Origin of the sequence: Sorangium sp. So ce124, from assembly GCF_051525235.1 — a bacterium.
Classification (GTDB): domain Bacteria; phylum Myxococcota_A; class Polyangia; order Polyangiales; family Polyangiaceae; genus Sorangium; species Sorangium atrum.
In genome coordinates this window covers 3731150-3744826 of sequence record NZ_CP150312.1, presented here as the reverse complement: position 1 = coordinate 3744826, position 13677 = coordinate 3731150, and the positions used below count along the sequence as shown (strand labels likewise).

At 72.3% G+C, this 13677-nt stretch carries 8 protein-coding genes; 4 read left to right on the top strand and 4 right to left on the bottom strand.

The window, feature by feature from the left end; translation table 11 throughout:
* Nucleotides 1-142 precede the first annotated feature (142 nt).
* The 3 genes from WMF19_RS14220 to carB all read left to right on the top strand — a co-directional run bounded on the left by WMF19_RS14220 (nucleotide 143) and on the right by carB (nucleotide 6664).
* On the top strand, nucleotides 143-1861 hold the full coding sequence (locus tag WMF19_RS14220; protein ID WP_437899617.1) for a carbamoyltransferase family protein: 1719 nt from the start codon (nucleotides 143-145) through the stop codon (nucleotides 1859-1861).
* 367 nt (nucleotides 1862-2228) lie between these two features.
* Nucleotides 2229-3395, top strand: a complete 1167-nt coding sequence (carA, locus tag WMF19_RS14215; RefSeq protein WP_437329132.1) for a glutamine-hydrolyzing carbamoyl-phosphate synthase small subunit — start codon at nucleotides 2229-2231, stop codon at nucleotides 3393-3395.
* A gap of 2 nt (nucleotides 3396-3397) precedes the next feature.
* Nucleotides 3398-6664 (top strand): carbamoyl-phosphate synthase (glutamine-hydrolyzing) large subunit, encoded by a 3267-nt coding sequence (carB, locus tag WMF19_RS14210; protein ID WP_437899616.1) that lies wholly within the window; start codon nucleotides 3398-3400, stop codon nucleotides 6662-6664.
* 292 nt (nucleotides 6665-6956) lie between these two features.
* On the opposite strand, the gene WMF19_RS14205 is transcribed toward carB, so the two are convergent.
* Nucleotides 6957-8255 carry a collagen-like protein gene (locus WMF19_RS14205; RefSeq protein WP_437899615.1) on the bottom strand — a complete coding sequence of 433 codons (1299 nt, stop codon included), beginning with the start codon at nucleotides 8253-8255 and terminating at the stop codon, nucleotides 6957-6959.
* 760 nt (nucleotides 8256-9015) lie between these two features.
* Between WMF19_RS14205 and WMF19_RS14200 the strand changes: the two genes are divergently transcribed.
* Entirely contained in the window at nucleotides 9016-9168 is a 153-nt protein-coding gene (locus WMF19_RS14200; RefSeq protein WP_437899614.1) for a hypothetical protein, read from the top strand.
* A gap of 186 nt (nucleotides 9169-9354) precedes the next feature.
* On the opposite strand, the gene WMF19_RS14195 is transcribed toward WMF19_RS14200, so the two are convergent.
* The 3 genes from WMF19_RS14195 to WMF19_RS14185 are packed head-to-tail and all read right to left on the bottom strand — an operon-like array spanning nucleotide 9355 to nucleotide 13675.
* On the bottom strand, nucleotides 9355-9966 hold the full coding sequence (locus WMF19_RS14195; RefSeq protein WP_437899613.1) for an HMA2 domain-containing protein: 612 nt from the start codon (nucleotides 9964-9966) through the stop codon (nucleotides 9355-9357).
* A complete protein-coding gene (locus WMF19_RS14190) occupies nucleotides 9963-10247 on the bottom strand; it encodes a hypothetical protein (RefSeq protein ID WP_437899612.1) in 285 nt (94 codons plus the stop codon). Before WMF19_RS14190 ends, WMF19_RS14195 begins: the two co-directional genes overlap by 4 nt.
* A complete protein-coding gene (locus WMF19_RS14185) occupies nucleotides 10244-13675 on the bottom strand; it encodes an HAD-IC family P-type ATPase (protein WP_437899611.1) in 3432 nt (1143 codons plus the stop codon). Before WMF19_RS14185 ends, WMF19_RS14190 begins: the two co-directional genes overlap by 4 nt.
* Between the last annotated feature and the right edge of the window lie 2 nt (nucleotides 13676-13677).

Below are 13677 nucleotides of genomic sequence, written 5' to 3'. Positions count from 1 at the left end.
GCAGCGGGTGGCATTGCCTGCAACGCGCCGCATTGCCACGCGACCGCCGAAATTACGTCACGAACCCGCGCTCCATCACGCCGCGCTCGCGCGGAGGGCTCGCCTTGACCCTCGCGCGGGGGCGCCGGAAGATGGCGGAGCCATGCTCATCCTCGGGATCAACGCCTATCACGGCGATGCGTCGGCCGCCCTGCTCGTCGACGGCCAGCTCGTCGCGGCGGCGGAGGAGGAGCGGTTCAGCAGGATCAAGCACTGCGCGGGCTTCCCGCGGCTCGCGGTCGAGTACTGCCTCGGCGCCGCCGGCGCGCGGGTCGAGGACATCGATCACATCGCGATCAGCCGCGACACGAGGGCGCACCTCGGCGACAAGCTCCTCTACGCGCTGACGCGGCGCTCGCCGGCAGGGCTCCTCAAGGGCTCGCTCGGCGCGAGCGACCCGAAGGTGCACCTCGGCGCCGCGCTCGGCGTCGATCCGAAGCGCATCCGCGCCGCGTCGCACAGCGTCGAGCACCACCGCGCGCACCTCGCCTCCGCGTTCTTCCCCTCGGGCTTCGATGAGGCGGCGGTCCTGTCCATCGACGCCTTCGGCGACTTCGTCAGCACGATGTGGGCGCGCGGCCGCGGCAACAAGCTGGAGATCCTCCGGCGCGTCGGCTTCCCGCACTCGCTCGGGCTGTTCTACTCGGGCCTGACGCAGTACCTCGGCTTCCCGAAGTTCGGCGACGAGTACAAGGTCATGGGGCTGTCGGCTTACGGCCAGCCGGATCTGCTCGACAAGCTCCGGCAGGTGGTGCGCGTCAAGGACGGGGCGTTCGAGCTCGGGCTCGAGTACTTCCAGCACCACACGAAGGGCATCGCGATGACGTGGGAGGGCGAGCCGCGCTACGGCCCCATCCACTCCGAGCGCCTGATCGACCTGCTCGGCCCCGCCCGCAGCCCGAAGAGCCGGATGGAAGATCGCTTCATGGCGATCGCGGCCTCGACCCAGGCGGCGTTCGAGGAGGTGTACTTCGAGCTGCTCGCGACGGCGAAGCACCTCACCGGCTCGACGCGCCTCGCCCTCGCGGGCGGCTGCGCCTACAACAGCGTGGCCGCCGGGAAGATCCGGCCGAAGGGGCTGTTCGACGACGTCTTCATCCAGCCCGCGGCCGGCGACGCGGGCACGTCGTTCGGCGCGGCGCTCTACGTCCACCACCACAAGCTCGACAACCCGCGCGGCTTCCACCAGACGCACAGCTACTTCGGCCCGGCCTTCTCGCAGGAGACCATCGACGAGCTGCTCCGGAAGGAGCAGGTCGCGTTCGAGACCCTCCCCGACGAGGACCTGATCCCCCGCGTCGCCAGGGCGCTCAGCGAGGGCAAGGTGGTCGGCTGGTTCCAGGGGCGGATGGAGTACGGCCCGCGCGCGCTCGGCAACCGCAGCATCCTCTGCGACCCGCGGCGGGTGGACATCAAGGACGTGATGAACGAGCGGATCAAGCGCCGCGAGCTGTTCCGCCCCTTCGCGCCGGCGCTCCCCCTCGAGCGCGTCGGCGACTACTTCGAGCAGACCTCGCCGGATCCGTTCATGGTCAAGGTCTACAAGATCAAGCCCGAGCGCCGCGCGGAGATCCCCGCCGTGACCCACGTCGACGGCACGGGGCGCCTCCAGACGGTGACCGCCCAGGAGAACCCGCGCTACCACGCGCTCATCAGCGAGTTCGGCCGGCAAACCGGCACGCCCGTCCTCCTGAACACCTCGTTCAACGCGAGCGAGCCGATCGTTTGCACCCCAAAGGAAGCGCTCGACTGCTTCCTCCGGACCAAGATGGACGTGCTCGTCCTCGAGCGGGCCTACCTCGAGCGCGCGCCGGCCCTCTAGCAGACCCGCGCGCGCTCCGGCGCGCTCCGGACAGGCCGCGAAAAGCGGGCTGGAAGCGGCCGAGAAAGCTCGGCCGAAAGTTCGTGGTTGACGTGGAGCGAGGGGACGGCAAATGGGCGTCCCCGGCATGTGGAAGAACGGGACGCCGGGCGCCCTGCCCCACCTCGACGGAGCGCCGGAGCAACCGGTGCCGACGAGCGGGGGTGCTTGGACGCCTTGCCTCGAGCATGATGCCGGCCCGCCGCGCGGCGTGCGCGCGGACCTGGTACCCCATGGGCCCACGGCGCTGCATGCGCTCACGGCCCCTCCTGCGTAAGGGTCCGCGCCGCGGCGGCCCAGGCGGTCAAAGAGGATGGATGCGAATCGGATGAAGCTCGTACTCGAAGACGGGACGACCATGACGGGCCGGTGCTTCGGCGCCCCGCGCGCGGTGAGCGGCGAGGTCGTCTTCAACACCGGCATGACGGGGTACGTCGAGACGCTCACGGATCCCTCGTACAGAGGCCAGATCCTGACGATCACGTACCCGCTCGTGGGCAGCTACGGCGTGCCCGCGCCGCGCAGAGCGGGCAGCGTCGACGGGCCCTACGAGGCCGACCGCATCCAGGTTCAGGGCCTCGTGGTCCAGAGCTACGTGGAGCGGTACAGCCACCACGCCGCGGTCCGCTCGCTCGGCGCCTGGCTCGCCAGCGAGGGCATCCCGGCGATCACGGGGATCGACACGCGCACGCTGACGCGGCGGCTCCGGGAGGTCGGGACGATGAAGGGCTGGCTGTTCCCGGCCGAGATGGACCTCGAGCGGGTGAAGCGCTCGGCCGAGGCCGTGGACATGCGCGAGGAGGTGTTCCGCCTCGTTTCGCCCCGCGAGCCCATCACGTACGAGGGCGGCCCCCTGAAGGTGCTCCTCATCGACGCGGGCGCGAAGGACAACATCGTCCGCTCGCTCCTGCGGCGCGGGGTCACCGTCATCCGCGCCCCCTACCACGCGCCCATCGCCGAGCTCGCCGAGAGCGCCGACGGCATCCTCATCGGCAACGGCCCCGGCGACCCCAAGGACCTCGGCCAGCTGGTCACCGCGCTGCGCGGCCTGCTCGGCACGTACACGAAGCCGATCTTCGGCATCTGCCTCGGCAACCAGATCCTCGCGCTGGCCGCCGGCGGCGACACCTTCAAGCTGCCGTACGGCCACCGCGGCGTGAACCAGCCGGTGCAGGACCTCCTGAGCCGCCGCTGTTACGTCACGAGCCAGAACCACGGGTACGCGGTGAAGCACGAGTCGCTGCCCGCCGAGTGGGAGCCCTGGTTCGTCAACATCAACGACGGCACCAACGAGGGCATCCGCTCGCGGCTCCGACCCTTCTTCAGCGTCCAGTTCCACCCCGAGGCGACGCCTGGGCCCGAGGACGCAAGCTACCTCTTCGACGACTTCCTCCGCCTCTGCGGCGCGATGAAGGGGTCCTCCGATTCGCGACTCAAGACCGCGGGGGCCGCTGCCGTGGATCCCCGCTCTACCCCCACCGCAGGAAGGAGCTGAGCATGTACGGCGCCTATCTCCCCAAGAAACCCCGGCGCGTCCTCGTGCTCGGCTCCGGCGCGCTCCAGATCGGTCAGGCCGGCGAGTTCGACTACTCGGGGTCGCAGGCGATCAAGGCCCTCAAGGAAGAGGGGATCGCCACCGTCCTCGTGAACCCCAACATCGCCACCATCCAGACGAGCGAGGGGCTCGCCGACCGCATCCACCTCTGCGCGGTCACCCCGGAGTTCGTCGAGCGGATCATCGTCAAGGAGGAGGTCGACGCGATCGCCCTCTCCTTCGGCGGGCAGACCGCGCTCAACTGCGGGCTCGAGCTCCACGACTCGGGCATCCTCGACAAGTACGGCGTGCGGGTGCTCGGCACGCCGATCAAGGCGATCCGCGACACCGAGGACCGGCGGCTCTTCATCGAGCGCCTCGACGAGATCGGCGTGAAGACGGCCCGCAGCCGCGCCTGCCGCTCGCCGGCCGAGGCCATGGCGGCGGCGCGCGAGATCGGGTTCCCCGTGATGCTCCGCGGCGGCTACGCGCTCGGCGGCAAGGGCAGCGGCATCGTCGAGAGCGAGCGCGACCTCGAGGACGCCGTGCGCCGCGGCTTCGCCGGCGGCGTGCCCCAGGTGCTCGTCGAGGAGTGCCTCCGGGGCTGGAAGGAGATCGAGTACGAGGTCGTCCGCGACGGGCGCGACAACTGCATCACCGTCTGCAACATGGAGAACCTCGACCCGATGGGGATCCATACGGGGGAGTCGATCGTCGTCGCCCCGTCGCAGACGCTGAACGACGAGGAGTACCAGCTCCTCCGCTCGGTCGCGCTGAAGACGATCCGCCACCTCGGCATCGTGGGCGAGTGCAACATCCAGTACGCGCTCGACCCGCACAGCGCCGATTACCGGGTCATCGAGGTGAACGCGCGCCTCTCCCGGTCGAGCGCCCTCGCCAGCAAGGCGACGGGCTACCCGCTCGCCTACGTCGCCGCGAAGATCGCCGTCGGCTACACCATGCCGGAGATCGCCAACGCGATCACCCGCAGGACGACCGCGTTCTTCGAGCCGGCGCTCGACTACCTCGTCTGCAAGGTCCCGCGCTGGGATCTCGGCAAGTTCCGCGGCGCGTCGATGCGGATCGGCAGCGAGATGAAGAGCGTCGGCGAGGTCATGGCCATCGGCAGGACGTTCCCCGAGGTCATCCAGAAGGCGCTCCGCATGCTCGACATCGGGGTGAAGGGCCTCGACCCCGACGCGTTCACCTTCCAGGACCTCCGCGACGAGCTGAAGAACGCGACGCCGCTCCGGATCTTCGCCGTGGCCCGCGCGCTCCAGGAGGGGATGGCGGTCGACGAGATCCACGACCTCACCAAGATCGACCGGTGGTTCTTGAACCAGATCGAGCCGATCGTGCGGATGCACCGGGACCTGAAGGCGCTCAAGGTCGCCGTCCCCGCGCAGGCCGACAAGGCCGCGCAGGAGCCGGCGCTCGAGGAGGCGACCCTCCGGGAGGCGAAGCAGCTCGGCTTCAGCGACCGGATGATCGGCACGCTGACCGGCGCGCCGCGGGGTTCGATCCGTGAGGCCAGGAAGCGGCACGGCGTCGTGCCGCACCTCGCCCAGATCGACACGCTCGCGGCCGAGTTCCCCGCCGAGACGAACTACCTCTATTCGAGCTACCACGCGTCGGCCACCGACGTCGCGCCGTCCTGGCGGAAGAAGATCATGGTGCTCGGCTCCGGCGCCTACCGCATCGGATCGAGCGTCGAGTTCGACTGGTGCTGCGTCAACGCGATCCGCGCGGCCTCGGAGCTCGGCTACGAGACCATGATGCTGAACTACAACCCGGAGACGGTCAGCACCGACTACGACACGTGCGACAAGCTGGTCTTCGACGAGATCAGCTTCGAGACGGTGCTCGACATCTACGAGCGGGAGCAGCCCTACGGCATCGTGGTCAGCATGGGCGGGCAGGTCCCGAACAACCTGGCGCTCCGGCTGCACGAGGCGGGGGCGCGCATCCTCGGCACGAGCCCGGGGAGCATCGACACCGCCGAGGACCGGAAGAAGTTCAGCGATCTGCTCGACCGGCTGGAGATCGACCAGCCGCGCTGGGCGCACGTCGTCGACGCGGGCCAGGCGGGCGAGATCGTGAACAAGCTCGGCGGCTTCCCCGTCCTCGTGCGGCCGAGCTACGTGCTGAGCGGCGCGGCCATGAGCGTGGCGCACGAGCCCAACGAGCTCGATCGCATCCTCGCCCGCGCGAAGGCCGTCTCCCCCGCCTACCCCGTGGTCGTGTCCAAGTTCGAGACCCACGCCCGCGAGGTGGAGATCGACGCGGTCGCCGATCGCGGTGAGATCATCCTCTGGGCGATCAGCGAGCACATCGAGAACGCCGGCGTCCACAGCGGCGACGCGACGCTCGTCCTGCCCCCGCAGTCGCTCTACATCGCGACGATCCGCAGGATCAAGCAGATCGCCCAGCAGGTGGCGCGCTCGCTCTCGATCACCGGGCCGTTCAACATGCAGTTCTTGGCCAAGCACAACACGGTCAAGGTGATCGAGTGCAACCTGCGCGCGTCGCGGAGCTTCCCCTTCGTGTCGAAGGTCACGGGGAACAACTTCGTCCGGGAGGCGATGCGCAGGATGCTCGGCGTGTCGCAGCCGGTCGAGAACCGCGGGCTCGACCTCGATTACGTCGGGGTGAAGGCGCCGATGTTCTCGTTCTCGCGCCTCGTGGGGGCCGATCCGATGCTCGGCGTGGAGATGGCGAGCACCGGCGAGGTCGGCTGCTTCGGCGACGACATGCACGAGGCGCTCCTGCACTCGCTGCTCGCGACCGGCTTCAGGTTCCCGAAGAAGGGCGTGCTGCTCTCGCTCGGGCCCCTCGAGGACAAGTACTGGTTCGCCGACGAGGCCCGCGTCATCGCCGAGCACCTGAAGCTCCCCATCTTCGCGACGCCGGGCACGGCCGAGGCGCTCCGGGCGCTCGGGCTCGAGTGCACGAGCCTCGCGAAGCAGCCCGACGAGGGAGAGACGGCGATGAGCGCCATCGAGCAGGGGAAGGTGGATCTCGTGATCAACATCCCCCGCGAGTACGACCAGCTCGGCCGTCCGGACGGCTACCTGATCCGGCGGCGCGCTGTCGACGCGAACATCCCGCTCCTCACGGACCTCCAGCTCGCGCGGGCGGTCATCGGGGCGATGCGCGCGAAGAGGATCGAGGATCTGCGGACGCTGTCCTACGACGAGTACCTCGCGCGGAGCCCGGTCGCGCTGAGGTGACCTGAGGCGCCGGCGCGGCGAGGGAGGCTCCGGGTGGCTCGGGACGTCGTGCCGAGCTGCCCGGCCCCGCGGCGGACACCGCCGCACGGGGCCGGCCGCCTTCGTGAGAACAGGACGAACGCCGGCCCTCTCCGCGCCCCGTGACGGACACCCCTGCATGGGGTCTGTCACCTTCCTGACAGCAGAACGAACACCGGTCCCCTCCGCGCCCGCGACAAAACACCCCTGCACGGGGCCGGCTGCCTTCCTGAGAGCAGCGCCGGGCTCACGACCCCTGACGGCGGGCTCGCCGTCAGTCGTTCGTGACGATGAACCAGCCGTTCACAAAGCCGTTGCCGGTCGTCGAGGTCGATCCCTGGATCGGGCTGGTCCCCTCGTTGCGGAGGCACATGCCGACATTCCATTCGCCCTCTGTCAGCACCGTCGTGGCAGAGACCGAGTAGGTTGTGCGGGTCGGCGTGAAATAGTGGCTCGTAAAGATGCCTCCGAAGAAGTTGACCAGCTCGCCGCCGCTGCGGCGCTGGTAGCAGAGGCCGAGCGGAGCGACGAACGCAGCGCTGGACGACCGCAACCCGAGCGGCGCAGAGGCCGATCCGGTCACGCGCTGGCTGCCGGTGATGGTCACCGACCCCGGGGGGCCGACGAAGACATACGCGGAGCTGCCACCGTCAAAAAGGGGAGCAATGTTGCCCGCAATCGCGATCGTGGCGACCACCCCCGTCGGCCCCTGGGGCCCCGTCGGCCCCTCGGGTCCCCTCGGGCCATCGAGCCCCATCGGGCCCTCAGGGCCCATCGGGCCCTCGGGTCCCATCGGGCCCTCAGGCCCCATCGGGCCCTCAGGGCCCATCGGTCCCTCAGGGCCCATCGGTCCCTCAGGGCCCATCGGCCCCTGGGGCCCTGTCGCGCCCGTGGGCCCCGTCGGTCCCTCGGGCCCCATCGGTCCCCTTTCGCCGGGCAGGCCAGCCGGCCCCGCCGGCCCCTCGGGCCCTGTCGCGCCCGCGGGTCCCGTCGATCCCTGGGGCCCCGTGGGCCCTGTCGGCCCCTCAGGCCCTGTCGGACCCGCCGGCCCCTCGGGCCCTGTCGGACCCGTCGGTCCCCTCGGCCCCGCGATGCCGCTCGAGTCGCCCACCCAGTTGCCGCTCTCGTCGATGACGACCCGGCCGCCGATCTTCACCAGCTTCGGCGTGATCTCACCAACGGCGTTGTTCGCGACCATCGCATACGGGACGCTCCCTATCGAAGCGCGAGGCTCCATCTCCTGGTCGTCCCCGACCGCGATTCCGATGTAGCGAACCGAGCCGTCAAAGACCTTCTCGGCCTGCTCCTCGGTGAAGTCGAGCACCGTGGAGAAATAGCCTTCATCGAACGAGAGCGCGATCACCTCGCTCCAGAGCGGCTCGTCGTCGTCCTCGGCGGCGTAGATGGCGAACGTCACCGAGAGGACGTCATTGACCGGCTCGCCGTTGGCCGTGAAGAGCCGCCCCTGATGCGATATCTGCATCGGCACGGCGGCTGCCGCGCCGCGCACGAGGCCGACGGAGGCGGCGAGAAAAACACCCATCGCGAGGACACGCCGTCCCATCCCGTTCATGGCAAGCTCCCGTTCGCCCCGACCAGACCGCCCTGCACGCGGTAACTCGGTGAGGTCGCCTTTCCCTGCATCTGCGTCGGCTGACCGAGCGTGAAGACCATGCGATAGCTCGGACTCCTCACGACCTTCCCCGCGCTGACCATCTCGCCCGCACCGATGCCCCGCTCCCCGACCTCGGGCCGCCCACCTGCGCCACCCCCGCCCGCCGAAGCCACAGGATCGCCTGCACCAGCCCCGCCAGCACCCCCGAGACCCTCACCCCCCGACGCGGCCCCAGGCACGGACACGTCGGGACTGCCGCAGCTACAGCCCGGAAACACGGCGAGCGATGCAACAGTCAGGCCTAGCCACACCGGGAATTGCAGTCGCACCATCAACGTGTTCCCCTCTGCTTCCGGGGCTTACGATCCGGACCAAGAGGGTACGCGCCCCGCCACCAAGGTTCAATCTATTCCCGAGCCATCGTGAGACATCGCCGCTTTACGTCGGGGTCGACAGGAGGCGCCACGAGCTCGAAAGCGCACCGACACGATCACGCCGCGATCACAAGGAGATGTCCGAGGCGAGGTGACCGCCGAGAATCCTGGCCCCGCCGGCGGAATGCCCTCGTCCCGCGCTCTCCTGCCCTCCGCGCGAGCGCCACGGGGGCAGCTCCCGCCGAGCGCTGCCCCCGTGCGCCGAGCCGACGAGCCCGCCTTCGACCGCGCCCGGAGCGCCCCGACCGAGGGGCGTCCGCGAAAGGAAGATGTTTTTCCGAACCGTGGTCTTGCTGAGCACGCTGATCCCCGTCGCGCTCGCCGAGGTGGTGAACCCGCGCCTGAACCCGCGCTGGACTCAGGGCCTCGCCGGCGCCCTGCTCACCGTGATGGGCGGCATCTACCTGGTCGGCGCGCAGCGCCAAAGGTCGAGCTAGCCGCCCCGGCGGCCCCCGATGCTCTACAGCGCTCTCCGCCTACCTCTGCACCACGCCGAGCAGAGCGGCGGTCACCCGCACAGGAGACGGGCCCAGATCGGCGTTTTCGGCGCGCAAGCGCACTCCGGTGCGCTGAGCACCGAAAACGTCGAGGTGGGCCCGTATCCGAAGCGGGTGACCGCCGCTCTAAAGATCGTCGCATACGGGGGCCGCTTCGCCGGGCCCCTCGCCCGCGACGCCCGGCTGGCCCTCCGCCCCGCCGCTGTGCAGCTCCTCCGAGATCGCCCCGGGGTTGAACGTCATGAACCACCGGAGCGACCACCAGAGCAGGTTGAACCAGGCCGGCACAGGCAGCCTGCGCGTCGCCCCGACCTCGGCGAGCCCCGCCGCCGCGAAGACGACCGGCAAGATGGTGCCCAGATCCGCGCGGTAATCCATCGCCTCGCGCACATCGGCGTTGATCCCGGCAAAGGCGTGCGCGACCGCGCGGGCGACGCGCGTCGGGCCAGGGTGGCCCTCGGGCCGCGGCGCGCCGATCGGGTGGCCGTCGTCGTCGCGCGCCCCGTCGACCAGGCCGGCGAGCAGGGCGCGGAGCCGCTCCGGCTCGAGCCTGCCCTCGGAGCGCTCGACGATCACCGAGCCCGTCATCGGACGGATCGAGACGACCTCGCACGCAGGATCGGCGGCGAGCTGCTCCGCGATCCGCTCGCACACGCGGCGATGGCCGGCCAGCGCCGGCGCGCGCAGGCGGACGCGCCGCCCCAGGGCGTGGACGACGAGGACCGGCGGCGACGTCATGACGACGGCTCGCCGTGGAGCTCCGAGGCGCCGTTGCTCTTGTGCGCAGCCGGCTGGCCGCGCGCCCCGCCCGCGGCCTTCTGGCGCACCCGCTCGGTGACCTCGGCGAAGAGATCCTCGACGTGCTCCCGCTGGCGCTCGATCAAGCCGAGGCCCAGCCTGCCCAGGTGGAGCCCGAGCGCCGCGATCTCGACGACCACCGGCCGGAGGTGCTGCTTCTTGCCCATCAGGAGGACGGCAGTGCCAACCCCCAGGGCGAACGACGGTGGATGGAACTTCATGATGCCATGTCTCCCTTGCGCAGCCCGGCGACGCGCGTGGCGCGTACGCCTTGCTTGGGTCTCTCGGCCGCCCCCGCCCCCTCGCCTGTGCCCTCGTCCGTTGCCTCTTCTGCTCTCGCTTCTGCTGCTTTCGCTTCGGCTTCTGCTGACGCGTTCGATGCCGATGCCGATTCCGCGCGCCTGCCGTTGACGAACACGATCTCGCGGCCGGCGCTCGCGGAGCGCCCCAGAGGACCGCGGAGCAGCGCGGGCAGCGCGCCGACGGCCACGGCGAGCGCGAGCTCCCCGGCGCTTAGGCGCTGCGCCCCGAGCAGGCGGCCGAGGGACCGGGAGCCGAGCGCGAGCGCCTGGAGCGCGGACGTGGCGGCGAGCGCGCGGGCCACGTGCGGGCTCTCCCGGCCGAGCGCGGCCCCGGGCGCGAGATCCCCGGCGCCGGCGCGGCAGGCCAGCATGTGGAGCAGCTGCGCGGTCACCAGCGCCGTGAACGCCCTCGTCCCCGCGGTGGCCCGGCCGCCGAGCGCGTACGCCGACAGCGACGCGCCGGACATCGCGGCCGCGTCCACGCCCAGCGCGCGGAGATCGGCCGCGCCGAGCAGCCGCGCCGCAGGGTCGCGCGGAGGGCGCCGCATGACGCCGGGCTCGGCGGGCTCGAGCGCGAGCGCGAGCGCCGGCGCCACGTCGGTGAGCAGGTTGATCCAGAGCAGCTGCATCGGCGTGAGCGGCGAGGCGCCGCAGAGGGCGCCGACCAGCATCGCGAGGACCTCGCTCGCGTTCGTCGCGACGAAGTAGGCGATCGCCCGGCGGACGTTGTCGTGGAGCCGCCGGCCCTCGCTGACCGCCGCGGTGAGGCTCGGCAGATCGTCCTCGGCGAGGACCACGTCGGCCACGGCCCGCGCGATGTCCGTGCCGCGCTTACCCATGGCCACGCCGACGTCGGCCGCCTTGAGCGCGGGGCCGTCGTTCACGCCGTCGCCCGTCATCGCCACGATCGCGCCGCCCTGCTGGAGCGCCCGCACGATCTCGAGCTTGGCCTCCGGGGTGACCCGGCTGTGCACGGCGTCCGGCGGGATGCCGAGCTCGGCGCCGATCGCGCGCGCGGTCCGCTCCTGGTCGCCCGTGAGCATCAGGGTGCGGATGCCGGCGCCAGAGAGGGCCTCGAGCGCCTCCCGCACGCCGGGGCGCGGCGGGTCGCGGAGGCCGACGAGGCCGGCGAACTCGAGCGGAGCGTCGTTGTCCTGCCGGCCGTTCTGCCGCCAGGCGAGCGCGAGCACGCGCAGCCCCCGCGAGGCCATCGCGTCGTTGTGCCGGAGCGCCTCGCCGCGCTCGTCGCCGACCGCCTCGCCCCGCGGCGGCGCGTCGCAGCGCGCGACGACCTGCTCGGGCGCGCCCTTCACGAGCTCGATGTGCCCGAGCTCCGGGTGGTCGTGGACCGTCACCATGAACGCGCGCTCGGCCGAGCGTCGCGCCTCGCTCACGCGCCGGGCCGCGAGGCGCCGCGCCGACACGGGGTAGCCGGCGGCGAGCGCGAACTCCACGAGGGCGCGCTCGGTGCCGCTGCCCTGGACGACCTTGCCCGCCTCGCTCAGCTCGACGTCGGCGTTCAGCGCGGCGATGCGCGCGAGCGCGTGCACGCGCGGGGCGGCGGCGTTGACCTCGCGCCCGTCCTCGCCGATCAGCGCGATCCGGCTCCCAGACCCCGCGCCGTCGCCCCGGCGGGCGCCGCGCTCCACCCGCAGCGCGCCCTCGCCGGGGAGGAAGATCTCGGCCACCTGCATCCGGTTCTCGGTGAGCGTGCCGGTCTTGTCGGCGCAGACGACGCTCACCGCGCCGAGCGTCTCGGCCGCGGCGAGGCGGCGGATCACAATGCCGGAGCCGCGCAGGCGGCGGCTCGCGAGCGCGAGCGCCGTGGTGCCCACGGTGGGGAACCCCTCGGGTATGGCGGCGACGCCGAGCGCGACGGCGCTCCGCAAGAGCGCGTGGAGCGGCCTCCGGCGCGCGAGGCCGACGACCATCACCGCCGACGAGCTCGCGAGCGCGAAGGTCGCGAGGCGCTGGCCGATCCAGGCGAGCTCCTGCTCGAGCGGCGGGGTGCGATCGGACTCGCGGGAGAGCGCGCGCTGGATGTCGCCGAGCGCGGTCCACCGGCCCGTCGCGACGACCACCGCGGCCCCCTCGCCCGAGGCGATCGTGGTGCCCGCGTACACCATGCTGCGGCGCTCGGCGAGCGGCGCGACGCCGCCGACCCTCGCGGCGCGCTTCTCGGCGGGCTCGCTCTCGCCGGTCAGCGTGCTCTCGTCGGCGGCGAGGCCGTGCGCGTCGACGACGCGCGCGTCCGCCGCGACCGGCTCGCCTGCGCGCAGCGCCAGCACGTCGCCCGGCACGAGCTCCGCGGCGGCGAGCCGCTGCTCGCGCCCGTCGCGCACGACGCGCGCCCACCCGACGCGGAGCTCGCCCCACGCGTGCAGGAGCTCCTCGGCGCGCGACTCGGTGTACGTGCCGATCGCGGCGTTCGCGCCGACGACGAGGAGGACGGCGCCGGCGTCGATCAGGTCGCCGAGCGCGAGCGACAGGCCCGCCGCGCCGAGGAGCATCGCCGTGGGCACCGTGAAGATCTGCCCGGCGAGGATCTCGATCGACGAGCGGGTCGCGACGCCGGCGAGCTCGTTCGGGCCGACCGCGCGGAGGCGGCGGCGCGCCTCGGCGGCGGGGAGCCCCTCGCGCGGATCGACGCCGAGCGCGCGGGCGACCTCGCCCGCGTCCTCCGCGTGGGCGCGGAGCGCCACGTCGACGCGGCGGGCGCGCTCGCCTCCGCCCTGCCCGGCCGGCGCGCCTTCACCCTGCCCGGCCGGCGCGCCTTCACCCTGCCCGGCCGGCGCGCCTTCACCCTGCCCGGCCGGCGCGCCTTCACCCTGCCCGGTCGGCGCGCCTTCACCCTGCCCGGTCGGCGCGCCCTCGCTCACCCAGGCCCGCGCCTGCCACGCGCGGCGGTCGCCCTCGCCCGCCGCGCTCTCGCGGGGTCGCGCCCAGCGACGCGCCGCGTGCACGAGCGCGCCCACGCCTTCGGCCAGGGCCCGCGCGGCGCGGCGCGCGGACGGCGGCGGCGGGGCGCCGGGCACGGCGTGGGCGCCAAGCACGAGCGCAGCCTCGTCGGCCGCCTCCTCCCCCACGCGCACGAGCACCCGCCCGGTGCGCGCGCTCGCCCGCGCGGATACGACGCCAGGGATCGCCGCGAGGTCGCGCTCGATGCGCGCGGCGCGCGCAGCGTCTCCGAAGAGGCCGGCTACCTCCGCGCGCACCCGCGCGATCCCGGCGCGCGCGTGCAGATCGCGCGCAGGCGTGCGATCTGCACGCGCGCGCCGGCGCGCGCCGCCGCTGCGGCCCCTGCGCCTGCCACGAAGATCGATCCAGCCCGTACCCCGTCGCTCCATGA